The sequence below is a fragment of the Martinezella sp. CNPSo 3890 genome (genome assembly GCF_057784455.1).
Genome location: NZ_JBXSOR010000001.1, coordinates 459,355 through 483,387, shown reverse-complemented (window position 1 = coordinate 483,387; position 24,033 = coordinate 459,355). Strand labels below are relative to the sequence as shown.

The 24,033-nt window shown below is 60.8% G+C and carries 23 protein-coding genes; 10 read left to right on the top strand and 13 right to left on the bottom strand.

Annotation, left to right across the window (positions count from 1 at the left end):
- Window positions 1-2: 2 nt before the first annotated feature.
- The 4 genes from AC13RC_RS02375 to AC13RC_RS02360 all read right to left on the bottom strand — a co-directional run bounded on the left by AC13RC_RS02375 (window position 3) and on the right by AC13RC_RS02360 (window position 6,762).
- Entirely contained in the window at window positions 3-386 is a 384-nt protein-coding gene (locus AC13RC_RS02375) for a RidA family protein (protein ID WP_113331893.1), read from the bottom strand.
- 10 nt (window positions 387-396) lie between these two features.
- Window positions 397-2,004 (bottom strand): carboxyl transferase domain-containing protein, encoded by a 1,608-nt coding sequence (locus tag AC13RC_RS02370; RefSeq protein ID WP_145320791.1) that lies wholly within the window; start codon window positions 2,002-2,004, stop codon window positions 397-399.
- 35 nt (window positions 2,005-2,039) lie between these two features.
- Entirely contained in the window at window positions 2,040-3,203 is a 1,164-nt protein-coding gene (locus AC13RC_RS02365) for an isovaleryl-CoA dehydrogenase (protein ID WP_488556377.1), read from the bottom strand.
- Between the two features lie 85 nt (window positions 3,204-3,288).
- Window positions 3,289-6,762 (bottom strand): indolepyruvate ferredoxin oxidoreductase family protein, encoded by a 3,474-nt coding sequence (locus AC13RC_RS02360; RefSeq protein WP_488556376.1) that lies wholly within the window; start codon window positions 6,760-6,762, stop codon window positions 3,289-3,291.
- 304 nt (window positions 6,763-7,066) lie between these two features.
- Here AC13RC_RS02360 and AC13RC_RS02355 point away from each other — a divergent pair, with 304 nt between their 5' ends.
- Window positions 7,067-7,726 carry a glutathione S-transferase family protein gene (locus tag AC13RC_RS02355; protein ID WP_488556375.1) on the top strand — a complete coding sequence of 220 codons (660 nt, stop codon included), beginning with the start codon at window positions 7,067-7,069 and terminating at the stop codon, window positions 7,724-7,726.
- A 2-nt stretch (window positions 7,727-7,728) separates the two neighbouring features.
- On the opposite strand, the gene AC13RC_RS02350 is transcribed toward AC13RC_RS02355, so the two are convergent.
- The gene (locus AC13RC_RS02350; protein ID WP_145320797.1) at window positions 7,729-8,625 is read right to left on the bottom strand and encodes a LysR substrate-binding domain-containing protein; all 897 of its coding nucleotides are present in this window, start codon (window positions 8,623-8,625) and stop codon (window positions 7,729-7,731) included.
- Between the two features lie 150 nt (window positions 8,626-8,775).
- Between AC13RC_RS02350 and AC13RC_RS02345 the strand changes: the two genes are divergently transcribed.
- Together AC13RC_RS02345 and AC13RC_RS02340 are read left to right on the top strand one after the other, a co-directional pair.
- Window positions 8,776-8,961: a hypothetical protein gene (locus AC13RC_RS02345; RefSeq protein ID WP_145320799.1), complete on the top strand. Its 186-nt coding sequence runs from the start codon at window positions 8,776-8,778 to the stop codon at window positions 8,959-8,961.
- A gap of 28 nt (window positions 8,962-8,989) precedes the next feature.
- Window positions 8,990-9,346 (top strand): MmcQ/YjbR family DNA-binding protein, encoded by a 357-nt coding sequence (locus AC13RC_RS02340; protein ID WP_488556374.1) that lies wholly within the window; start codon window positions 8,990-8,992, stop codon window positions 9,344-9,346.
- Window positions 9,347-9,350: 4 nt separating this feature from the next.
- On the opposite strand, the gene AC13RC_RS02335 is transcribed toward AC13RC_RS02340, so the two are convergent.
- Both AC13RC_RS02335 and AC13RC_RS02330 read right to left on the bottom strand, forming a co-directional pair.
- Window positions 9,351-9,971, bottom strand: a complete 621-nt coding sequence (locus AC13RC_RS02335) for a glutathione S-transferase family protein (RefSeq protein WP_488556373.1) — start codon at window positions 9,969-9,971, stop codon at window positions 9,351-9,353.
- A 153-nt stretch (window positions 9,972-10,124) separates the two neighbouring features.
- Entirely contained in the window at window positions 10,125-10,481 is a 357-nt protein-coding gene (locus tag AC13RC_RS02330; protein WP_015339137.1) for an ADP-ribose pyrophosphatase, read from the bottom strand.
- A 126-nt stretch (window positions 10,482-10,607) separates the two neighbouring features.
- Here AC13RC_RS02330 and AC13RC_RS02325 point away from each other — a divergent pair, with 126 nt between their 5' ends.
- Together AC13RC_RS02325 and AC13RC_RS02320 are read left to right on the top strand one after the other, a co-directional pair.
- Window positions 10,608-11,363 carry a DeoR/GlpR family DNA-binding transcription regulator gene (locus AC13RC_RS02325; RefSeq protein ID WP_488556372.1) on the top strand — a complete coding sequence of 252 codons (756 nt, stop codon included), beginning with the start codon at window positions 10,608-10,610 and terminating at the stop codon, window positions 11,361-11,363.
- Between the two features lie 80 nt (window positions 11,364-11,443).
- Window positions 11,444-11,932 carry a DUF2127 domain-containing protein gene (locus AC13RC_RS02320; protein ID WP_488556371.1) on the top strand — a complete coding sequence of 163 codons (489 nt, stop codon included), beginning with the start codon at window positions 11,444-11,446 and terminating at the stop codon, window positions 11,930-11,932.
- A 14-nt stretch (window positions 11,933-11,946) separates the two neighbouring features.
- Here the strand turns inward: AC13RC_RS02320 and AC13RC_RS02315 are convergent, their stop codons facing one another.
- Both AC13RC_RS02315 and AC13RC_RS02310 read right to left on the bottom strand, forming a co-directional pair.
- Window positions 11,947-12,954 (bottom strand): asparaginase, encoded by a 1,008-nt coding sequence (locus AC13RC_RS02315; RefSeq protein WP_488556370.1) that lies wholly within the window; start codon window positions 12,952-12,954, stop codon window positions 11,947-11,949.
- A gap of 99 nt (window positions 12,955-13,053) precedes the next feature.
- Entirely contained in the window at window positions 13,054-13,680 is a 627-nt protein-coding gene (locus AC13RC_RS02310; RefSeq protein WP_113353959.1) for a helix-turn-helix transcriptional regulator, read from the bottom strand.
- 101 nt (window positions 13,681-13,781) lie between these two features.
- Between AC13RC_RS02310 and AC13RC_RS02305 the strand changes: the two genes are divergently transcribed.
- The gene (locus AC13RC_RS02305; RefSeq protein ID WP_488556369.1) at window positions 13,782-15,206 is read left to right on the top strand and encodes an MFS transporter; all 1,425 of its coding nucleotides are present in this window, start codon (window positions 13,782-13,784) and stop codon (window positions 15,204-15,206) included.
- Here AC13RC_RS02305 and AC13RC_RS02300 read toward each other — a convergent pair.
- The 4 genes from AC13RC_RS02300 to AC13RC_RS02285 form a co-directional block, all read right to left on the bottom strand.
- Window positions 15,187-16,185 carry an NAD(P)H-quinone oxidoreductase gene (locus AC13RC_RS02300; RefSeq protein WP_145320816.1) on the bottom strand — a complete coding sequence of 333 codons (999 nt, stop codon included), beginning with the start codon at window positions 16,183-16,185 and terminating at the stop codon, window positions 15,187-15,189. The two genes, AC13RC_RS02305 and AC13RC_RS02300, sit on opposite strands and share 20 nt — an antisense overlap.
- 79 nt (window positions 16,186-16,264) lie before the next feature.
- Window positions 16,265-18,070 carry a GGDEF domain-containing protein gene (locus tag AC13RC_RS02295; RefSeq protein ID WP_488556368.1) on the bottom strand — a complete coding sequence of 602 codons (1,806 nt, stop codon included), beginning with the start codon at window positions 18,068-18,070 and terminating at the stop codon, window positions 16,265-16,267.
- A 203-nt stretch (window positions 18,071-18,273) separates the two neighbouring features.
- Window positions 18,274-18,531 (bottom strand): ribbon-helix-helix domain-containing protein, encoded by a 258-nt coding sequence (locus AC13RC_RS02290; RefSeq protein ID WP_069613829.1) that lies wholly within the window; start codon window positions 18,529-18,531, stop codon window positions 18,274-18,276.
- Between the two features lie 227 nt (window positions 18,532-18,758).
- Window positions 18,759-19,307 (bottom strand): HdeD family acid-resistance protein, encoded by a 549-nt coding sequence (locus AC13RC_RS02285; RefSeq protein ID WP_488556367.1) that lies wholly within the window; start codon window positions 19,305-19,307, stop codon window positions 18,759-18,761.
- Between the two features lie 154 nt (window positions 19,308-19,461).
- Between AC13RC_RS02285 and betI the strand changes: the two genes are divergently transcribed.
- The 4 genes from betI (at window position 19,462) to betA (ending at window position 24,028) form a co-directional block, all read left to right on the top strand.
- Complete coding sequence (betI, locus tag AC13RC_RS02280; RefSeq protein WP_069613827.1) at window positions 19,462-20,049, top strand: transcriptional regulator BetI; 588 nt, start codon at window positions 19,462-19,464, stop codon at window positions 20,047-20,049.
- Window positions 20,050-20,054: 5 nt separating this feature from the next.
- A complete protein-coding gene (locus tag AC13RC_RS02275) occupies window positions 20,055-20,696 on the top strand; it encodes a glutathione S-transferase family protein (RefSeq protein ID WP_488556366.1) in 642 nt (213 codons plus the stop codon).
- Window positions 20,696-22,159 (top strand): betaine-aldehyde dehydrogenase, encoded by a 1,464-nt coding sequence (gene betB, locus AC13RC_RS02270; protein WP_488556365.1) that lies wholly within the window; start codon window positions 20,696-20,698, stop codon window positions 22,157-22,159. The genes AC13RC_RS02275 and betB overlap by 1 nt, the downstream gene beginning before the upstream one ends.
- Before the next feature lie 219 nt (window positions 22,160-22,378).
- On the top strand, window positions 22,379-24,028 hold the full coding sequence (gene betA / locus AC13RC_RS02265; RefSeq protein ID WP_488556364.1) for a choline dehydrogenase: 1,650 nt from the start codon (window positions 22,379-22,381) through the stop codon (window positions 24,026-24,028).
- The last annotated feature ends 5 nt before the right edge of the window (window positions 24,029-24,033 follow it).

The window sequence follows — 24,033 nt, the reverse complement described above, 5'->3', positions numbered from 1 at the left end:
CCCTATTGCGCGGCAATGACTTCGACTTCGAGCAGCCAGGCCGTATCGAAAATACCGGCGATCACGACAGTCATGGCCGGCGTAAGCGAGCCCAGATATTCGCTACGGATCTCGCGGTTCTCGATCGTATGATGTCGATCGGCGAGAAAGGTGGTGACCTTGACGATATCGTCCTTCGTCATGCCGGCCGCCTTCAGCTGCGCATCGATGTTGTGCCAGACCTGGCGAGCCTGCGCCTTAAAACCCTCCGGCAAGGCATCGTCGACGTCGGTCGGTATCTGTCCGCTGATAAAAAGCAATCGTTCGAAATTCTCGAGCTTTACGGCTTGAGCATAACCACCGCGGGGCTGCGGCGCATTCTTGGCATTGATGGCATCGCGTTTCATCTCCGTGTCCTCACATCCTGAACAGACCGAAGCGCGTGTCTTCGATCGGCGCGTTGAGTGCTGCTGAAAGCGACAGAGCCAGCACGTCGCGGCTCTTGCGCGGATCGATGATGCCATCGTCCCATAGGCGGGCCGAGGCGTAGAGCGGATGGCTCTGGGTTTCGAACATCTTGAGCGTCGGCGCCTTGAAGGCGGCCTCTTCTTCCGGCGTCCAAGGCTTGCCGGCACGCGCCAGCGCCTCGCCGCGTACGGTGGCGAGCACGCCTGCCGCCTGCTCTCCGCCCATGACGGATATGCGGCTGTTGGGCCAGGTCCAGAGAAAACGCGGCGAATAGGCCCGGCCGGCCATGCCATAATTGCCGGCGCCGAAGGAGCCGCCGATCAGCATGGTGATCTTCGGGACCTTGGTCGTCGCCACAGCCGTCACCAGCTTGGCGCCATTCTTCGCGATCCCTTCGGTCTCATATTTGCGGCCGACCATGAAGCCAGTGATGTTCTGCAGGAAAACGAGCGGAATCTTGCGCTGCGAGCAAAGCTCGACGAAATGCGCGCCCTTCAGCGCCGACTCCGAGAAGAGAACGCCGTTGTTGGCGATGATGCCGACTGGAATGCCATGGATATGGGCAAAGCCGCAGACAAGCGTCGTGCCGTAGCGCGCCTTGAACTCATCCAGCCGGGAGCCGTCTACCATGCGGGCGATGACCTCGCGCACGTCATAGGGCGTGCGCAGATCCGAGGGGACGATGCCGAGAATATCCTCGGGATCGTAGAGCGGCGCCTCGGGCGTGCGACGCTCGACACTCTCGGGCTTGCGGCGATTGAGATTGGCGACCGCTTGCCGGGCGAGTGCGAGCGCATGGGCATCGTCGCGCGCCAGATGATCGGCAACACCGGAAAGGCGCGTATGGACATCGCCGCCGCCTAGATCTTCGGCAGAGACAACCTCCCCCGTCGCCGCCTTGACGAGCGGCGGACCGGCGAGAAAGATCGTTCCCTGTTTCTCGACGATGATGGTTTCGTCCGACATGGCCGGCACATAGGCGCCACCCGCCGTGCAGGAACCCATGACGACGGCGATCTGCGGAATGCCGGCCGCCGACATATTGGCTTGATTGTAGAAGATGCGCCCGAAATGATCGCGGTCGGGAAATACCTCGTCCTGGTTCGGCAAGTTGGCACCACCGGAATCGACGAGATAGATGCAGGGGAGATTGTTTTCCGCCGCAATCTCCTGCGCGCGCAGATGCTTCTTCACCGTGATCGGATAATAAGTGCCACCTTTGACGGTGGCATCATTGCAGACGATCATGCAATCGCGGCCGGAAACGCGGCCGATGCCGGCGATCAACCCGGCGCCCGGTGCCTCGCCGCCATAGAGACCGTGGGCTGCCGTCGTCCCGATCTCCAGAAACGGCGTGGCGGGATCGATCAGCCCGGCGACACGATCGCGCGGCAGCATCTTGCCGCGGCCGACATGGCGCTCACGCGCCTGCGCGCCGCCGCCTTCCGCCGCCTGCGACGCTGCAGCCTCAGCGACGCCGATCGCCTCCAGCATGGCGGCGCGATTGTCGCGGAAGCGATCCGTATGCGTCGATATCTCTGATTTCAGGACGGTCATGCGCTTCACCGGTTGATGGGAATGGAATTTCGCAGTCAGGCCGTTTCGCCAAACAGCTCGCGGCCGATCAGCATGCGCCGGATTTCGGATGTGCCGGCACCGATCTCATAGAGCTTGGCGTCGCGCAGCAGCCGTCCAGCGGGATAATCATTGGTATAGCCGTTACCGCCGAGCGCCTGGATGCATTCGAGCGCCAGCGCCGTCGCCTTCTCGGCGGAATAGAGAATGCAGCCGGCCGCATCCTTGCGCGTCGTCTCGCCGCGATCGCAGGCGGCGGCCACGGCATAGACATAGGCGCGGCAGGCATTCATGGTGACATACATATCGGCCAGCTTGCCCTGCATCAGCTGGAACTCGCCGATCGACTGGCCGAACTGCTTGCGCTCATGCATGTAAGGCAGCACCACATCCATGCAGGCCGCCATGATGCCGACGGGGCCACCGGAAAGGACGACGCGCTCGTAATCGAGACCCGACATCAGCACGCGCACGCCGCCATCGATGTGACCGAGAACATTCTCCTCCGGAACCTCGCAATCGAGGAAGATCAGCTCCGAGGTGTTCGAGCCGCGCATACCGAGCTTGTCGAGCTTCTGGCCGACGGAGAAGCCGGGAAAGCCTTTTTCGACGAGAAACGCGGTAATCCCGCGCGGGCCGGCTTCCGGAGAGGTTTTGGCGTAGACGACGAGCACGTCGGCATCCGGGCCATTGGTGATCCACATCTTGCTGCCGTTCAGCACATAGCGATGGCCGCGCTTTTCGGCATGCAGCTTCATGGAGACGACATCGGAGCCTGCACTCGGCTCCGACATGGCGAGAGCCCCCACATGCTCGCCGGATATCAACTTCGGCAGGTAGCGCTCCTTCTGTGCCGCCGTGCCGTTGCGGTAGATCTGGTTGACGCAGAGGTTGGAATGAGCGCCGTAGCTCAGACCCACGGAAGCCGAAGCACGGCTGATCTCTTCCATGGCAACCGTGTGGGCGAGATAGCCGAGGCCGGCGCCGCCATAGGCTTCGTCAACCGTGATCCCGAGTACGCCGAGATCGCCCATCTCCCGCCACAGATGCATCGGGAAGCTGTTGTTGCGATCGATCTCGTCTGCAAAGGGTGCAATGCGATTGCTGGCAAAGCGGCGCACCTGCTCGCGCAGCGCATCGATGTCCTCGCCCAGCGCGAAGTTCAATCCCCCAGAAAACATCCGGCTTCTCCTCCCGACCTCCCGAACGTCCAATCTCTTTGAACGTATGTCTCGTTATGCCTGCTTCAAGTTTCCGCCGCCGGCGTCATGCCGCATCTGCGGGTACATGCTGCGCCTCCCGCGGCATCTCATAGGCTTTCAGTCTGTCCGCTATCCTCACCATGATCTTCCGGCGAGCCTCCTCCTTGACCGGGCCGAAGCCTCTTATCTCATCAAACAGCGAGAGAATGGCAAGGGCTTCTGCCTCGTTGTCGTGGCGCAGACTGGAAAGCACACGCCCGGCGATCTCTTCGTATTCGGCAATCAGGCGGCGTTCCATTTGCCGTTCCGCCATATAGCCGAAGGGATCGAAAGCGGTGCCTCGTAGCCGTTTCATTGGTGCAAGCATCCGCAGCAGCGGCAGGATCCAGGCGCCGAACTCGCGCTTCCTTGGTCGGCCGTTCGGATCCTTGCCGCCGAGGATGGGTGGAGCAAGATTGAGGGCCAGCTTGAAATCTCCCTCCATCTCCTCACGCAATTGCGCTTCGAAAGCAGGATCGGTGAGCAGCCGGGCAACCTCATATTCATCCTTGTAGGCCAGGACCCGCGCATAAGTGACGGCGACGGCAAAGGGCACCTTGTCCGAAAGCCGCTCTTTTGTCGCCAGAGCATTGGCGTGGGCGACGAAAGCACCATAGCGCTCGGCAAGGGCCACATCCTGATAGGCGGTCAGGTGCGCCTTGCGATGCCTGATGAGATCATCGAGACTCATGTCAGCCAGCGTCTTGCCGGCATCGGGTGCCGCCATTAGGGCATGCACGGCCTGCGGATCATGGGCGAGAAGTCGGCCCCAATGAAACGCGGAGAGGCTCGCCTTGACCGCGACGCCATTCAGCTCGATCGCCTTTTCGATCGCCTCCAGCGACAGCGGCAGCAGGCCGCGCTGCCAGGCAAAGCCGGTCAGCAGGATATTGGTCGAGATCGCATCGCCGGTGACCTCGGTCGCGACATGACCGAAATCGAGGAAGACGGACTTGTCGCTGACGGTCTTGGCGATCGCGTGCTGGATCGAGCCGGTCCTGAAGTCGAAATCACGGTTGCGGACGAAATCGGCGACCGGCATGAGCCCGGTGTTGACGATGGCGGTCGTACGCGTCGTTGAGCAGAGCGTGACCGCATCCTTGGAGGCCCCAACCACTTCGTCCGCCGACAACAGCAAGTCCGCGCCGCCATTGACTATGCGCGAGGAGGTGACGTCTGCCTGGTTGAGACCGATACGCAGATGGCTCATGACGGCGCCGCCCTTCTGGGCGAGGCCTGCCATGTCAAGGATCATCGGCACCTTGCCATCCAGATGCGCGGCCATGCCAAGGATGGCCCCGATGGTCAGGATGCCCGTGCCGCCGACGCCGGCAATCGCGATGTTCCAGGGACGATCGGCGATGGCAGGAATTTCCGGCATCGGCACGTCGATGTCGGCGTGGCCCAGTGCCTTCCGCTTGCGGCGCTTGCCGCCATGAACCGTGACGAAGGACGGACAAAAGCCTTTGACGCAGGAGAAATCCTTGTTGCAGCTCGATTGGTTGATCTGGCGCTTGCGGCCGAATTCCGTTTCCAGCGGCTCGACGGAGATGCAGTTCGACTGTACCGAGCAATCACCGCATCCCTCGCAGACAGCCTTGTTGATGAAGACGCGCTTGGCCGGATCTTCCATCAGGCCGCGGCTGCGGCGACGGCGCTTCTCGGCGGCGCAGGTCTGGACATAGACGATCGCCGAGCATCCTTCGGTCTCGCGCAGCGTCAGCATCACCTGATCGATATGGTCGCGATGCAGGACCTTGACGCCGGGCGCCAGCTCCGAAGCGCGATAGGCATCGGGATTGTCCGACAGCAGATAGATCGGCCGGACACCCTCGTCATGCAACTGCTTGGTCACCAGTTGCGGCGTCAGATGGCCGTCGATTTGCTGCCCGCCGGTCATCGCTACGGCATCGTTGTAGAGCAGCTTGTAGGTGACGTTGACCTTGGCGGCGACGGACTGGCGGATGGCGAGAATGCCGGAGTGGAAATAGGTGCCGTCACCGAGATTGACGAACATATGCTTTTCGTCGGTGTAACGCGCAATCGCCGTCCACGGCACGCCCTCGCCGCCCATCTGGGTGAAGGTCTCGGTGTTGCGGTCCATCCAGGTGGCCATGTAATGGCAGCCGATGCCGGCGATGGCGCGGCTGCCTTCGGGAACGCGGGTGGACGTATTGTGCGGACAGCCCGAGCAGAAGAACGGCGTACGGTTCAGTGGCGCCACATGGCTGCGGCTGATCTGGCCGCGCTCGGCAAGATAGGCAAGCTTGGCGGCAATGCGATCATGCAGGCCCTGATCGAGATCGAGCTTGACGATGCGCCCGGCGATGGCTCTCGCAACCGCGCCGACGGTCAGCGCCGAAGACAGGCTGAGATAGGGTTTGTCATGCTCGTCGAACTTGCCGACGATGCGCGGGCGCACATCGGCTCGCCAGTTGAAGAGCTGCTGCTTGATCTGGTTTTCGATGATTTCGCGACGCTCCTCGACGACAAGAACTTCGTCCAGCCCTTCCGAGAAATGGCGCACGGCCTCCGGCTCCAACGGCCAGGGCATGCGCACCTTCAAGATACGCAGGCCGATATCGGCCATTTCCCGCGGGCCGATCTCCAGCTCGCGCAGCGCCTGCAGCACATCCTCATAGGCCTTGCCGGAGGAGATGATGCCGAAGCGGGCATTGGGAACATCATGCGTGATTTCGTCGACGCGATTGGCGCGGGCGAAAGCGATGGCCGCATAGGCCTTGTAATTCTGCAGGCGATCGTCCTGCACCAGCGGCGGATCGGGCCAGCGCAAGTTGAGGCCGCCGGGAGGCAGCTCGAAATCCGTCGGCAAGACGAACTGCCGCTTTTCTCCTGATAGATCGACGGCCGCCGTCGTCTCGACGGTATCGGCAATGAATTTCATGCCGACCCAGCAGCCGGAATAACGCGACATGGCGATGCCGAGCAGGCCGTATTCGAGGAATTCGTGGATCGAAGAAGGATAGATGACCGGCATGACCGCCGACATGAATTCATGGTCGGTCTGGTGCGGAATGGTCGAGGATTTGGCGGAATGATCGTCGCCGGCAAAACAGAGGACCCCACCATGCCTGGAGGTACCGGCAGCATTGCCATGCTTCAGCACGTCACCGGAGCGGTCAACGCCGGGGCCTTTGCCGTACCAGATGCCGAGCACGCCGTCCTTGCGGGCGCCGGGAGAAAGGCCGACCTGCTGCGAGCCCCAGACCGCCGTGGCTGCAAGGTCTTCATTGATTCCGGGCTGGAAGGTGACGTCATGCGCGTCGAGGTAAGTCCGGGCCTTCAGAAGCTGCTGGTCGTAGCCGCCGAGGGGCGAGCCGCGATAGCCTGAAATGAACGTTGCCGTATTGAGTCCTGCGGCGCGATCACGCCGCATCTGCGTCATGGGCAGCCGCACCAGCGCCTGCAGGCCGGTCATGAAAACGCGGCCATCCTCAGCGGTATATTTGTCGTCTAGCGAAACGCCGGTCGCAAGCATCTGCTCTCCTCCCGAGATCGCAGTTACCGATTGCCCATGTACCTTTCACCGGATGCCTCCTACCGCATCCGACGAAAGCCATAACCGAACGGTAACATGCAGCGACGCTAATTTCTGAACGAAGGCTCGGCCTCGGCAGCATGATTTGCAAAGATTTAGACGGGCTGGCGGATATTTTCGTGCTTCCTCGGCGCGGGCCATCCGCCATCCATCACGAGCTTTCATCGCAGATATCAGCGGCAGGGTCTTTTACTCGCCCAAGCTGCCCAATAAGGTCGCGCCGACTCGAATCTGGGAGATCCATATGCTGACGATCTACGGTGTCTATCGCTCGCGCGCCTCGCGCAATTACTGGATGGCCGAGGAGCTCGGCATCGAGTTCAAATCCGTGCCTGTCATCCAGGCCAGCCGGCTTGCCAATCCGCTCGCTGCCGATGCGCCAATCAACACGATGTCGCCGGAGTTTCTGGCGGTCAATCCGATGGGCATGATCCCCTGCATCAAGGATGGCGATCTCGCGATGCATGAGTCGCTCGCCATCAACCTCTATCTCGCACGCAAATATGGCGGCCCGCTGGCTGGCAAGACGGTAGAGGAAGAAGGACTGATGTCTATGTGGACGATGTGGGCGGCGACGGAAGTCGAACCCTATAGCGTCGCGCTCGTGCGCATCTATGACAATGCGCAGGAAAATAGCGACGCAGGCAAGGCCGGGATCGCAGTCGCCTGCCGCTCGCTGAAGAAGCCGCTCGACGTGCTCGAAAAGCACCTGCAAAACCAGGACTATCTCGTCGGCAATTGCTTTACCGCCGCCGACCTCAACCTGGCCGAAGTGCTGCGCTACGCCCAGACGGAACAGGAATTGTTCGACGCTCGCCCGAAGATGAAGGCCTGGATCGAGCGCTGCCAGGCGCGCGATGCCTACAAAGCCATGCAGGCGACCCGCGGCAAGGAGCCGGTCTGACATTATTGGAAGAGACGCATGCTCTCTTCCATTTCCTCACGGATCCAGGCCTTGAAGGCGGTGACCTTCTTCGGCTCCCGCACGCCTTCGGCGGTGACGAAATAATGGCCGAAACCGGTTTTGGCGCGGATGCCGAAGGGATCGACGAGGCATTTCTGCTGGAGGGCATAAGCCGCCAGCGTCTGCCAGGCGAGCATCACCCCTTGCCCCGCTATGGCCGCATCCAGACAGAGCGATGCGTCGTTGAAGATGTGACGCTCTTCCATGCAATGGCCCGGGAGCCCGGCCTCGCGCAGCCACACCTCCCAGCCGAACATCGCATGTCCGTCGATGACGGCGGGGACTTTCAGTATATCGGCAGGCTCCCGAAGCGTTGCGGCAATCTGCGGCGTAACGACCGGGAACACCTCCTGGGCCAGCAGCAGCTCGGCCTTGACGCCGGGCCATTGCCCATTGCCGACCCGAATGCCGATATCGACATCAGACGTCGCCGGATTGATCAGCCGTGTCGTGGCATCGATGCGCAGGCGGATATCCGGATGGCGGCCGGCGAAGCGGTCCAGCCGATAGACTAGCCAGCGGGCCGCAAAAACCGGTGCCACCGAAATGGTGAGGATATTCTCATCCTTGTGCTGCGCAAGCGCAATTGCCGCCGAAAGCGCCTGAAATCCCTCGCCCAGCCTTGCCAGCACCGCCAGTCCCGATGCCGTCACCGTCATCCCCTTAGGCGTCCGCTCGAACAGCGGCCGACCGAGTTGCGCCTCGGCCTTGATGACCTGCTGGCTGACCGCACCGACCGTCACGCCGAGTTCATCGGCCGCTGCCTGCAGCGAACCGAGGCGCCCGACCGCCTCCAGCGCGCGCAAGCCATTCAAATGAACGTTGTTAAGGTTTCTCATTATAGAATATCTATATCAGCATCCCCGCATTCTCAATTGCATCGAGCGCATATTCGCGCGATTATTGCACCATGAAATTGAAGACCGTCGCCGCTCGCTCGGCTGATGCCCTCATGGTTGCATCGATGCGAGCATCCAAGGAGGCATGCCATGTCGATCTTGAAGCTTTTCTTCAGTCATCTTCTCGAAGAGGATCGCAAATCGGACAGCGATCCGTTGCAGCATCCCATGCTTGCGGCCATGTCGCTGGAAGAATTGGCCGATCTGCCGCTGATGCCGGAAAACCTGGGGCGGCCTATGGACAAGCGGACCATTCAGCCGGAAGAATGCGCATAAGAGAGTTAATCATGGCACTCAAACGCGCATGACATCGAACCTAGGCATGGACGCCATAGCAGAACGATTGCAGCGGCTGGTGGCGCAAGCCAGGCTGCTCGAGGTCGAGCCTGGCCTTCATTATGGACTGCCGGCCTTCAAAGTCGGCGGCAAGGCGTTCGCGACCGTCAAGAACAACGAGACCATCGTGCTGTCGCTGCCGGTCGATCGCAAGGAACAGCTGATGGAAATGGCGCCGGAGATCTATTTCCAGACGGATCACTATGTCGGCTGGCCATCACTACCGCTGCGCATCGCCGCGATCGGCGACGAGGAACTGGAGCTGCGCTTAGTCGAGGCGTGGCGATACCGCGCCCCGAAAAAACTTCTGGCAATGTTCGGCTGATCGATCAGCCCTGTTCGACGGCAAGCGCCTTCTGAACGGCCGGGCGCTCGAGCATACGCTGATAATGCGCGCTGACCTTGGGGAACTGCTTGATATCGACATTGTCTCCCGGCAGCCACTTCTCCATGGTGAAGAGATAGCCGTCTGCGACGGTATATTGCTCGCCCATCACCCAGGGACCCTTCAGCATCTTATCCTCGATCAAGGCGAAGCTTTCGGTCATGGTCTGCGGCACCTTGGCCTTCATCGTCTCGATGGCTGCCGCATCGTCGGTCCAGCGGTAGCCGCGTCCCTTGTGCGAATGGTTCACATGAACGGTGGAGACGATGTAACTGTTGAAGGACTGCATCTGCGCGAATTCGAAGGGGTCGTCGAGCGGTGCCAGCTTCGCGGCCGGTGCGATCTGGGCGAGATAGGCCATGATCGCGATATTCTCGGTGAGGACGCCACGCTCAGTCACCAGGGCCGGAACGCGACCTTTCGGATTGATGGCCAGATAATCCGGCTGGCGCTGATCGCCGTTGGCGAGGTTGAGGCGTCGGGGCTCGTAGGCAAGGCCGGATTCTTCCAGGGCGATGAGACTGGCGAGCGCGCAGCTTCGGGGCGCATAATAGAATGTCAGCATGTTCCGTTCCTCAATTGAATTCTGCAAGGAAGCTAAAACGAACCCGGCCGATACGGAAGTGGCTGATGCTGATGGGCGCCACAAAAGGTTTTGATCGATCGGGCCGGTATGCCCATCCCCATTGGCTGGCTCAATGGGGATGGGCGGTTGATCTCAGGCGCAGCCTGGCACGTCTTCCAGCCTGTACCAGACGGGAATGCCGCGCTCGCGGGCAATGCGGACATCATTATCGGCGCCCTTGGAATCACCCGGCAACCTGAGAACACCCTCGCAAAGCTGCAGCAGGCGGCCGGCTGTCGGGTGAAAGATCTCTTCATAGAGATCGTCGCCGATGCTCTTGCCGCCGGCGGCATGCCAGACCGGCAGGGCGACCCATTCGCCGATCATGGGGAGATGACCTGCCTTGAACAGGGCATAGGACGGCTCCTCAAGGCGCTTGAGGTTTTCGGCCATCTTCTTCGGATCATCGCCGGTGCCGGAGCGATAAGGCCCCGCAATCAGGATCAACATGTCATGCCTCCATTCTGAATACCTGCTTCCTGCAGGAATTTGCACGAATATGCGCATATTTTCTTGAATGTCGAATCGATTCTGATAAATTCATGACTATTCGTGATATATCGTGCAGAGATCAACATGCTGACCAGCCAGCGCAAAGCCCTCATCCTCGACAGATTGCGCCGGGACGGCCAAGTGATCGCCAAGGTTCTGGCCGACGAACTCGATCTGTCCGAAGACACGATCCGCCGGGATCTGCGGGAGATGGCAACGGAGAAGCTGCTGAAGCGCGTGCATGGCGGCGCATTGCCGCTGTCACCGGAGCTGCCCGATTTCACCGCGCGGCAGGCAGTCTCCTCCGACGAGAAACGCCGGCTTGGTGCCTATGCAGCCAAGATGATCCAACCGGGCCAGACCGTATTTCTGGACGGCGGCACGACCAATGCCGAGATCGCCCGGCAACTTCCGAAAGACCTTCCCGTCACCATCGTTACCCACAGCCCGACGATTGCTGGTGAGCTGGAGCATCATGCCCTGGTGGAGGTGATCCTGATCGGCGGCAAGCTCTACAAGCATTCGATGGTGGCGATGGGTGCTGCCGCCATGACGGCCATCGCATCGATAAGGGCCGACATCTTCTTTCTGGGCGTCACCGCCATTCATCCCGCCCGCGGCTTTTCGACCGGCGATTTCGAGGAAGCGGCCATCAAGCGGCATATCGCGCAGTGTTCGGCCGAAACCTATGTGCTGGCGACAGCCGAAAAGCTCGACGCCGCCTCTCCATACCAGATCCTTCCATTGACAGGCGTCTCCGGCGTGATCGTGTCCTCCGATCTTCCGGAGCAGAGCCTGACGCCCTATCGAGATATGGACGTGCCGATCTTCCTGGCCTGACCGACGGCCGGAGATCGGCATGCCTTGTCGCCGCCGCCGATCAAGCCTACCTGAATAAGCCCCAGAGGTTTTGATCTCCCATGAACGAACACCGCATTCATCAGCTCTTCGAAATCAGCGTCCTGTTGAAGGGCACGCATGCTCTGATCGAATGTCTTGGCGGCATTGTGCTGGCGCTCGTCAGCACCGAATCGATCCTTCGGCTGGCGAACCGGATCACGCAGCCTGAGCTGCTCAACGACCCGCATGATTTTATAGCGACGCATCTACTCGCCTGGGCTCGGGATTTTTCTGTGGGTACCAAGAACTTCTATGCCTATTACCTGCTGAGCCACGGGCTGGTGAAGGTGTTGCTGGTCATCGGCCTGCTTCGGGGCAAGATGTGGGCTTATCCGGCATCGCTTGTCGCCCTCGGGCTTTTCATCGCCTACCAGCTCTACCGCTTCACCGACACGCATGGCATCGGGCTCATCATCCTCACCATCTTCGATCTCGTCGTCATGCTGCTGATCTGGCAGGAATATAAGGTCGTCCGGCACCATGTGGCGGCCCGGCAACCGAGCAGCTGAAGGGAGCAGGTCCTTTAAGCCGTCAACGCCGCTGCCGGCCTGATATCGCCGACATGGATGCCGTTCCAGTTCTTGAAGGATCGGTCGGCCATCGCCATCAGGCCGGCGTGAATAGCGCCATCCTTCTCGAAGAAGCGGGCCAATGTTGCGGCCACCATGACCTCTGCCGCGCGAGTGGTGCCATCGTCGCATTTGAGCGCGATGGCAATACCCTGTTCGGGGATTGCAGCGCAGAACACGCCCTCAGCGCCGGTCTTGGCGAAGATACGGCCAGGAGCGATCTGCATCAGTTTGGTACAGGCACGGTCAGTGCCGGCGACGTAGAAAGGTTCGGCCATGCAGGCCTCGAACAGCCGGCGTGACGCCTTGGCGCGCACGAGCTCCAGTCCAACACCGGTCGCCATCTTGGCAAAGCCATGGGCCAGTCCCTTGAGCGGCACGGCATAGGTCGGGATTGAGCAGCCATCCGTGCCGCAATTGTCGTGCGCCAGAATAGCGCCGGTCAGGCTCTGCATCGTCTCGCGGATCTGCTGCTGCAGCGGATGGTCATAGCCGACATAGCCCTTGGGATCGATATCCTGATGGCAGCAGGCGCAAACGAAGCCGGCATGCTTACCGGAGCAATTGTTATGCAGCGCCGTCGGCTTGTCGATGGTGCGGACCTGATGGATAAGGGTCTTCTGGTCGAAGGACCAATGGGCGCCGCATTCGAGCGTGCCGACATCGCGACCGGCGCGCGCCAGCATCGAGGCGGCAAGTGCGACGTGTTCATCCTCGCCATTGTGGGAGGAGCAGGCGAGCGCCAATTCCTTGTCACCGAAGCCATAAGCGTCGGCAGCACCGCTTTCGACCAGCGGCAGGGCCTGCATCGCCTTGCAGGCAGAGCGCGGAAAGACGCGGCTTTCGATATCGCCGAGCGAGAAGACCAACTTGCCATCGCCATCGACCGCAACGATGGAACCGCGATGGCGGCTCTCAACCAGATTGCCACGGGTGACTTCGACGCAAACGGGATTGGACATGGGGGACGCAGCCTTTGATTTGCTTGACGGCCAGTGATAGCCGCTGCCCCCTGGATTGCCAATCGCCGATACCGGCGATCAGCATCAAAAAGCGATCTCTCAGGCTGCGTCACGGATCCTGTAGGCGCAACGCCGGGCGCCGAGCAGAATATGCTCCTCCCGTTCGACATCAGCGCCCAGCACCATACGGAAAGTCTCCAGCTCCGATCGACAGAAGCCGGCACAGGCAGATGCGGCGGCGCAGATGGGACAATGGTTCTCCACCAGCACCAGCGAACCATCATCGTCCTGCCAGTGATCGGCCATGTAACCTTCCTGCGTGCGGATGGCAGCAAGGCTCGCGACTCGTGAGGGCAGATCGGCCGTCAAATCGATTTCGCTGCGATAGCGCCGAAGCGTCTCCGTTTCGCGTGCCGAGATGACAGCATCGACGGCCCCCTGCCCCAGCTGGCTGGCCATGGTGGCAAGCAGGGTGGCGGTCAGATCTGCATGGCCATCGGGAAACTGCCGATTGCCGGCCGCCGTCAGATGCCAGAACTGGCGCGGTCTGCCTCTGCCGGCGGAAGCTTCCGCTACAGGCTCGACCAACCCTTCCTCCGCCATCTTCGTCAGCTGCTGACGGGCTGCTTCCGACGATATGCCGAGCGCATCGCCGACGGCCGCTGCCAGCTGCGGCCCGTCGGTTTTCAACAGGATCAGAATTCGATTGGCAGGTGATTGACGCATTTTTCCAAGTTTTCTCTTGTTTTAATCCAACAAGGATGTAATTTTCCAAATTATAACTTGGAAAATAATCAACCGCTAGGGAAAATACCGAGGATTGCCCGATGTCCAGCATCGAAACCACCGCCCCCCTCAAATCAGCCTCCATCTTCACGCTGTTCTCGCCAAGACTTCTGCCTGCGACACTGATGCTGGGCGGAGGCGTCACGCTTTATGCCGTCGAATCCTACATCACCGCCACGATTGCGCCCTCGATCGTCCGCGATATCGGCGGCCTCGAATTGTTCTCGTGGATGACGACGCTTTTCGTCGCCGCAGGCGTGCTCGGCTCGATCACGGTTGCGACCCGGCCGAAGGGAATAGGCTTGCGTGCCGTCTATGTTGCAGCGGCGCTCACCTTCGGCGTCGGCAGCCTCGCTTGCGCCATCGCGCCGACCATGCCGGTGCTGCTGATCGGTCGCGCCGTTCAGGGATACGGCTCCGGCATGCTGTCCGGCCTCGCCTATGCCTTCATTCGTTTCATCTATCCGGAACCCCTGTGGCGCAGGGCCTCTACGCTCTACGCTGCCATCTGGGGTGTAGCGACCGTACTCGGGCCGACGCTCGGCGGCCTCTTCGCCGCAGGGAGCGCCTGGCGGGAGGCCTTTCTCATCCTCGTCCCGGTGGCTGTCCTCATGGCGCTCTCGGGGCGCTGGCTGCTGCCCGATGTCGCGGACGATCGGATCGACACCAGAACGCCACTGATCCAGATCATACTTCTGCTTGCCGCAGTTCTGTTCGTCAGCATTGCCGGCACGATCGAACAGGGATCCTACAAGATGGTACTGATCGCAGCTTCGATCGTGCTTGTTGCAACGATGGTGCTGATCGAGCGCAAGAGCGAGGTGCGCCTCCTGCCCTATGGCGCCGTCATGCTCAGCAACCCCATCGCGCGGCTCTATTTGACGATATTCACGATGATGCTGGTGCTGACGAGCGACATCTATATCCCCTACTTCCTGCAGACGCTCCATGGCGTAACGCCACTGGTCTCAGGCTATCTCGTGGCGCTGGTAGCGCTCGGCTGGACCATCGCGGCCTTCTTCAGCGCCTCGCTTTCCGGCAAACAGGCCGTTGTGGTCATCATCAGCGGCTGCATTTTGGAGACCGCCGCGACCGCATCGCTAATCCCGTTCCTGGCAACGAATACACCCTTCGACACCATCGTCAGGTTCGCGCCGGCCGTGATCGCCATGTTTCTGATGGGATTCGGCGTCGGTCTCGGCTGGGCGCATCTTGTAACCAGGATCATTGGCATCGCCCGCAGGACCGAACAGGACAAGGCCTCGGCGGCGATCTCGATGACACAGTCGCTGGGCGGCGCATTCGGTGCCGCGCTCGCCGGCGTCATCGTCAATGGAGCGGGCCTGACCCATCCGGGTGGCATTGCCGGCGGCCTCTCTGCCGCAACATGGCTCTATGCGCTGATGGCCATACCCGGCCTTATCGCCGTCGTCCTGTCACTGACGATCAAGCCAGCTGCAGCATGATCTTACCGATGTGATCGCTGGTTTCCATCAATCGATGTGCCTCGACCACATCGTCGAAAGAGAAGGTCCGATAGATAACGGGGGCAACCGTGCCCTCGTCCAACAGCGGCCAGACTTGGGACAGCAGGTCGTCGCGGATGGCCCGCTTTTCCTCAGCCGTGCGCGGGCGCATGGTCGAACCGGTAACGGTCAGCCGCTTGACCATGATCGGCGCAAGGTTGGCCTTTTCCGCAACCGCGCCGCCAAGGAAAGCAATGATGGAAAGGCAGCCATCGCGGGCAAGCGAAGCGAGGTTCTTTTCCAGATAGGCGGCGCCGATCATGTCGAGGATGATATCGACGCCATGTTCCGTCTCGGCCTTGATGACCTCGGCGAAATCCTCTTCTTTATAATTGATCGCCCGCTTGGCGCCGAGCTTCTCGCAAGCCTCGCATTTTTCTTTCGATCCGGCGGTCGCATAAACGGTCGCGCCGAAAGCGCGGGCAAGCTGGATCGCCGTCGTGCCGATGCCGCTGGAGCCGCCGTGGATCAGCACGCTTTCGCCTTCGGTGAGGCCCGCCATCTGGAAGAGATTGGCCCAGACCGTGAAGAACGTCTCAGGCAATGCCGCTGCGCGCACCGCATCATAGCCGTTCGGAAATCGGAGCGCCTGGCCGGCGGGCAGGACGCAATATTCGGCATAGCCACCGCCATTGGCGAGGCCGCAAACCTTGTTGCCGATTGAAAACTCCGTCACGCCGGGCGCGACGTCGACCACTTCACCCGATATTTCGAGACCGAGGATTGGACTTGCCTCCTTCGGTGGGGGATAGGTGCCCTGCCGTTGCGCCACATCCGGCCGATTGACGCCGGCGGCCTCGACGCGGACCAGGATCTCGCCCGGCTTCAGGACCGGCAGAGGCTTTCGGGCGATGGTCATGACCTCTGGTCCGCCAAAGGACGGCAAATCCACGAAACGCATTTCAGACGGCAAGGGCATGGCGCTATCTCCTCTCCCAGCAAAGCAGTGGAGATAGTTTAGCGCAAAGCGCTTGAAAAGGACCGAGTGCCGGAGGGCGTCAATTCGTCTCGGCCAAGCCGAGGAATGCCACGCCCATGGCGCTTTCTTTTGCCTTCGCCTTGATACCCGCAATGGAGGTGCTGACCCGGCTGATATTGTCGATCACCAGCCCCTCCGGCAGTTGCAGGATGCCGATCGAGCAGCGCATCAGCGGGAACTCGGTCTCGGCACCACTGCGGTCGTGGCCGCGAATGCGGCCCGCGGTACGATCCTCCGCCGAATAGAGCTCGCGGACGTCGGCGTGGAAATCGGCAAGCAGCCGGTCCAGAACCTCGCGAAGCTCCTGCATATTCCAGCCGGTGACACCGATGAAGAAATCGTCGCCGCCGACATGACCGAGGAAATGGCGCTCCGCAAAGAAATAGCGGCGCATCAATGCAGCGAACAGCGAGATGGCATGGTCGCCGAGATGGAAGCCGTAGGCATCGTTGAACGGCTTGAAATTATCGAAGTCGCAATAGCAGAAATGCCTGATTTCATCGCCATCTCGGCCGGCGTTCTGCATGAAATCGTGGATCGCCCTGTTGCCGGGAAGGCCAGTCAGCGGGTTCTGGTCCTGGGCGATTTTCAGCTGCTTTTCGTTGATGACCTTGATGAGGGAGGCAGCGGAGACGATGCCGGCATAATGTGTGCCTTCGGTGACGATCAGGCAATCGCTGCTTTCCATGTTGGCGAAGATCGTCATCAGCGTGTCGGCATCGGAATCGAGCCCGACGATCGGCGCCATTTCGACGAAATGCGAGATCGACCGTTTATAGACCTTGTTCTTCAACAGGTCGCGGCCGAAAGGCTGATAGATATATTCCTTCAGCTGGTACTCGTGGATGATCCCGCGGGGCTCGTCATTGGCATTGACGACCGGGAAATAGGCCCGGCGCGGATTGCGGCGGAAGAGCTCGAAGACACTGTCGATGCTGTCGCTTTCGCGGATGGTCGGCAGCACTTCGATCTGCTTGCGGATGAGGATTTCATCAAGCGACTGGCTGTTGCGTGCCGTCTTGCCGAGATCCTGCAGATGCGGAAAGCTCTGCTTCAGCTCGTTGACCAGGACCGTCGGGCGGGCAATGAACCAGCCCTGGACGAGGTCGACGCCGAATTCGCGGCAGGTCACGAACTCCGCCTCAGTCTCGATGCCCTCGGCGATCACGCGTGTCCCGAGGACATGGGCGATATTGACGAGGTTCCTCAGGATATGGCGCTTGCGGGCGCTGCGGTCGATATCGACGATGAAATGCCGGTCGATCTTGAGATAGTCGACCGGATAATCGGACAGCAACTTCATCTCGCCACGGCCGACGCCGAAATCATCGATCGCGAGCTTGAAGCCGGCATTGCGCATCTTGGCAACCAGCGCCGAAAACTCCGGCACGATGGTATTGTCGAAACGTTCGGAGAATTCGAAGCAGACGGAGGACGGCGCGATGCCGGCCTTTCTCATGTGCTGCAGCAGGCTGTCGACCAAGGCCGTGCCCTGCGCAATCAGCCGGACATCCAGATTGAGGAAAAGTGTCGTGGTGGCGATATTGGGCAGGGTGGCAAACTTCGCCAGCGCGCGGCTCGTGACCATCTGCTCCAGCCCGAGAAGCTGACCGGTGCGCTCGGCCTCATCGAGAATGTCGACCGGGCTTTCAAAACCGATGCGTTCCTGGCCGCGCATCAGGGATTCATAGCCGAAAACGGCACCCGTACCGGCCTCCACGATCGGCTGGAATGCATTTTCGATGACGAGTTTGGCGAGAGTGACGATCTGGTCGCTGGCATATCGGCGCAATACGCCCGGTTCGACTGCGGCAGTCAGGGACATGCCCATCTCCACTTGCGGATTCTAATCTAATTTATTTAAGTAAAACTTTGGATTTACCGCGTTTTCGACCCAAGATTGCGCCATAAAGCGTCAACGAAACCTTTCCCCTATGTGAAAGTTTCATGAATGGTAAAGCAATATTAACCATTCGCCGGAGGCAGACCCGGCACACGGCAGCCGAGGGCTGCCGTGACGAGTGGGGTTCAGTGCTGATTGCTCGAGTGCCGCTCTGCCTCGTAATCGGCAAACATATCGGCGACGCAACGGCCGCTCTTTGCCGTCTCGCCGCCATCATTGGCGGCACGTGGCACCTCGCAAATGTCACCGCGCTTGCGCGCCGCATCCCACATGCGAAGAGCTTCCCGCACGACTTCGCTGCTCGAGGCATAGGTGCCGGTGTCGACCGCTGCCCGGATGCCGGCAGCCTGAAGCGGAGAGATGGAAACCGTTACCATCGGCATGATATTCCTCCCTTGACGTTATCTAGCGGAAATTTGTCTGGAACCATGTTCCGCGGCTTCGACCAGTTTCTTCGAGCATGTCCCTCGACATGCGGACTTCCAGATGAAGATACTGCCGTTACATCAACGCAACGCCGTTCTGCCTGATATGGCAGAGGCACGAAGAGTAACGCCGCTCACGCTTCTTGTCAAAAAGTAGCAGTGCGTTACCCCTTTTGGGAAATGCACTACCGCCTGAGCACGAGGCCGAAGACCACCAGCGTCCAGCCCTGGAAGATCAGATCGAAGGCCAGGAAAAGGCCGAGGATCCAAAGGCTGTTGACCGGCCAGCCGAGAGCGATGGCGATGCCTGCAACGGCAGTCGCAAGACCGCTGATGACGATCCAAACCCAGCCGCGCTCAGGTTTCAGCTTGCGGCCGACCCAGACGCGGAACGTGCCGGCGATGAGGAGCGCGATGGCAAGGAACAGCGTCAATGCCTCAGAAGCCAATAGCGGATTGGCGAAGGCAAGGATACCGGCAACCGTATAGAGCAGGCCGCTCAACACCCAGAACAGGATATGCTCCCAGCCCCTCACCTGAAAGGCATGGGCCAGATGCACGATGCCGCCGAACAACATCAGCATGCCGACATAATAGACCGAAGCCACCGTGGCGATGAACAGATTGCTTAGGGCGATGCCACCACAGATCAGCAGCAATATGCCAAGTCCGACAAACCAACCCCATTTGTCGCGCATCGCGGATGGGGGAACTTCATCAAGAATATCAACCATGACTGCACCTCCTCCTATGAGGAAGTATGGCACAGAAATGCTCTGCGGAAAAAGGTTGCGGATTTTTCGTCAGGGAATACCGGCCATCTGATTTTTTTATTGATTGATCAGTCAATCAAAAATACACTCATCTTCAATCTTGAGGATTGACGCAATGCCGAAAGTCGGAATGGAGCCGGTGCGCCGCAAGGCGCTGGTGGATGCTGCGATGCGCGTGATCGGCGATCACGGCTCGCTAACCGTCACCATGTCCGAAATCGCCAAGCAGGCGGGCGTTTCGCCTGCCCTTGCGCATCATTACTTCGGCAGCAAGGAACAGCTGCTGATCGAAACCGTCCGCGTGCATCTACAGCGGCTGCGCGACAGCGTCGTGACGGCGCTCCGCGAGGCGAAAACGCCGCGCGAAAAGCTCTCCGCCGTCATCCGCGTCAGCTTCCAGGCCGATCAGTTCGCACCGGAAACGATCGCCGCCTGGCTCGCCTTCTATGCCGAGGCGCAACGCTCGGAAGAGACGCGGCGCTTTCTCGTCATCTACGCACGCCGCCTGCACTCAAATCTCGTTGCCAATCTCAAGGCTCTGTGCCCGGCCGGCGATGCCGGGCGGATCGCCGAGGGTGCGGCTGCCATGATCGACGGGCTCTATATCCGCCAGGGCCTCAGATCCGCGCCGATCAGCACTGAGGCGTCGATCGCGCTGACGGAAGATTATCTGACGACCCACCTCAACGCCTTGAAAGGCTGAAGACCATGCTGACCGTCTGGGGCCGCAAATCGTCATCCAATGTGCAGGCGCTGATGTGGTGCATCGGCGAACTCGGCCTTGCCTATGAGCGCATCGACGCCGGCTTTACCTATGGCGTCAACGACACGCCCGAATTCCTGGCGATGAACCCGAACGGCACCGTTCCGGTGCTACGCGATGGTGATGACGAGCCGCTGTGGGAGACAGGCGCCATCCTGCGCTATCTCGCGGCGCAATATGGCGAGGATGCCTTCTGGCCGAAGAGTGCACGCCATCGCGCCCAGATCGATAAATGGGCCGAATGGGCGAAGATCAATATCGCCTTAAATTTCACCGGCCCGGTGTTCTGGCGCGCGGTGCGGACTGCCCCTGCCCTGCGTGATGAGAAGGCGATTGTTGCGGCTGTCGCAGCACTCGCTGCGAAGCTAGACATCGCCGAGTCGCAGTTCGGACGGCATCGCTTCCTTGCGGGCGATACTCTGACGCTGGCCGACATACAATTCGGGCATGTTCTCTATCGCTATTTCGACATCGACATCCAGCGCCCAGCCCATCCACGGCTGCAGCGCTACTATGAAAACCTCACCGAGCGACCTGCTTTCCAAGAGCATGTCATGGTGTCCTACGAAGAATTGAGGGTTCTATAATGCGCGCACAACCGAAAGCCTCGCATTTCATCGACGGGGAATATGTCGAGGACACCGACGGCACTCTTATCGAAAGCATCTATCCGGCGACCGGCGAAGTCATCGCTCGCCTGCACGCAGCGACGCCAACCATCGTCGAAAAGGCGATCGCTAGCGCCAAGCGTGCGCAGCCGGAATGGGCTGCTATGAGCCCGACAGCGCGCGGCCGCATCCTGAAGCGGGCAGCCGAGATCATGCGCGAACGTAACCGCGAGCTTTCCGAGCTGGAGACGCTGGATACGGGCAAGCCGATCCAGGAAACCATTGTCGCAGACCCAACATCAGGCGCCGACAGCTTCGAATTCTTCGGCGGCGTCGCGGCGGCCGGCCTCAATGGCTCCTATATCCCGCTCGGCGGTGACTTCGCCTATACCAAGCGCGTGCCGCTCGGCGTGTGCGTCGGCATCGGCGCGTGGAACTACCCGCAGCAGATCGCCTGCTGGAAGGGTGCGCCGGCGCTGGTCGCCGGCAACGCCATGGTGTTCAAGCCTTCGGAAAACACGCCGCTCGGCGCGCTGAAGATCGCCGAAATCCTTATTGAGGCAGGCCTGCCGAAGGGGCTCTATAACGTCATCCAGGGCGACCGCGACACCGGGCCGCTGCTCGTCAATCATCCGGATGTGGCGAAGGTTTCGCTGACCGGCTCGGTGCCGACGGGCCGCAAGGTGGCGGCTTCGGCGGCTGGCAACCTCAAGCACGTCACCATGGAACTCGGCGGCAAGTCGCCGCTGATCGTTTTCGACGATGCCGATATCGACAGCGCCATCGGCGGCGCGATGCTCGGCAATTTCTATTCGACGGGTCAGGTCTGCTCGAACGGCACGCGCGTCTTCGTCAACAGCAAGATCAAGTCCGAATTCCTGAAGCGCCTGAAGGCCCGCACCGAGGCCATGCTCATCGGCGACCCGATGGATGAGGCAACACAGATCGGCCCGATGGTCTCCTGGGCGCAGCGCGAAAAGGTGCTTGCCTATATCGAAAAGGGTAAGGCTGAAGGCGCGACGCTGCTGACCGGCGGCGGCATCCCGAACAATGTCTCCGGCGAAGGCTATTACATCCAGCCGACCGTGTTTGCCGACGTGACCGACGACATGACGATCGCGCGCGAGGAAATTTTCGGGCCGGTCATGTGCGTGCTCGATTTCGATGACGAGGCCGAGGTGATAGCCCGCGCCAATGCCACCGAATTCGGCCTTTCCGGCGGCGTCTTTACCGCCGACCTCACCCGCGCCCACCGCGTCGTCGATCAGCTCGAAGCCGGTACGCTCTGGATCAACACCTACAATCTCTGCCCGGTCGAAATTCCCTTCGGCGGCTCCAAGCAATCCGGCTTCGGCCGCGAGAATTCACTGGCGGCGCTGGAGCATTATTCGGAACTGAAGACCGTCTATGTCGGCATGGGGCCGGTACAGGCGCCTTATTGAACAAGCCCCTTCGCCCCGTGAAACGGGGAGAAGGTGGGTTGGCGGAATCGAACGGAGTGAGATTGCGACAAGCCGGATGAGGGGCCGGTTCAAGCATGCCGCATCTCATTGCCCCGCCCCTCACCCTAGCCCTCTCCCCGCTCATGCGGGGCGAGGGAACGACGAAGCCACCCATAGTCCCGCAGATCAAGAAGAACGTCCGCAAAGAGGGCAACAGTCATGCAAGCAGATTTCGTCATCGTTGGCTCGGGTTCGGCCGGCTCCGCCATGGCTTACCGCCTGTCGGAAGATGGCAAGCATTCGGTCATCGTTCTGGAATTCGGCGGCAGCGATTTCGGGCCTTTCATCCAGATGCCCGCAGCCCTTGCCTGGCCGATGAGCATGGACCGTTACAATTGGGGCTATCTTTCCGAGCCGGAACCGCAGCTCAACAACCGACGCATCACCGCACCGCGCGGCAAGGTGATCGGCGGGTCTTCCTCGATCAACGGCATGGTCTATGTGCGCGGTCATGCGGAAGACTTCAATCGCTGGGAGGAGCTCGGCGCTCAGGGCTGGGCCTATGCCGACGTGCTGCCCTACTTCAAGCGGATGGAGCATTCGCATGGCGGCGAGGAGGGATGGCGCGGCAAGGATGGCCCGTTGCATGTGCGCCGGGGCGATGCGCGCAACCCGCTGTTCCACGCCTTCATCGAGGCGGGCAAGCAGGCGGGCTTCGAGGCGACGGAGGATTATAACGGCAGCAAGCAGGAAGGCTTCGGCCTAATGGAGCAGACGACGTGGATGGGCCGGCGCTGGTCTGCGGCGACAGCCTATCTCAAGCCTGCGCTGAAGCGGCCGAACGTGACGCTCATCCGCTGCTTCGCCCGCAAGATCGTCATCGAAAATGGCCGTGCGACGGGTGTCGAAGTCGAGCGGGACGGCAAGATCGAGATCGTTAAGGCAAACCGCGAGGTGATCGTCTCCGCCTCCTCGTTCAATTCTCCGAAGCTGCTGATGCTATCCGGCATCGGGCCTGGGCAGCATCTGCGCGACATGGGCATCGAGGTGAAGGCCGACCGGCCGGGCGTCGGCGCCAACCTGCAGGACCATATGGAATTCTATTTCCAGCAGACCAGTCTGAAGCCGGTGTCGCTCTATTCCTGGCTGCCCTGGTACATGCAGGGGATTGCCGGCGCGCAATGGCTCTTCTTCAAGAAGGGCCTCGGCACCTCCAACCAGTTCGAGGCCTGCGCCTTCCTGCGCTCCGCGCCCGGCGTCAAACAGCCCGACATTCAGTACCACTTCCTTCCCGTCGCCATCAGCTATGACGGCAAGGCGGCCGCCAAGAGCCATGGCTTCCAGGTGCATGTCGGCTACAACCTCTCGAAATCGCGCGGCAACGTCACGCTGCGCTCTTCCGACCCGAAGGCGGATCCCGTTATCCGCTTCAACTATATGAGCCATCCGGAAGACTGGGAGAAGTTCCGCCACTGCGTGCGCCTTACCCGCGAGATCTTCGGGCAGAAGGCCTTCGACGAATATCGTGGACCGGAAATCCAGCCCGGACCGAACGTTCAGACCGACGACGAGATCGACGCCTTCCTGCGCGAACATCTGGAAAGCGCCTATCATCCCTGCGGCACCTGCAAAATGGGCTCAAAGGACGATCCCATGGCGGTGGTCGATCCCGACACCCGCGTCATCGGCGTCGACGGCCTGCGTGTCGCCGACAGCTCGATCTTCCCGCATGTGACCTATGGAAACCTGAACGGCCCTTCGATCATGACAGGCGAAAAGGCGGCCGACCACATCCTTGGCAAGCCGAGGCTGGCACGCTCGAACCAGGAGCCTTGGATCAATCCGCGGTGGGAGACCAGCGATCGATAGGATGG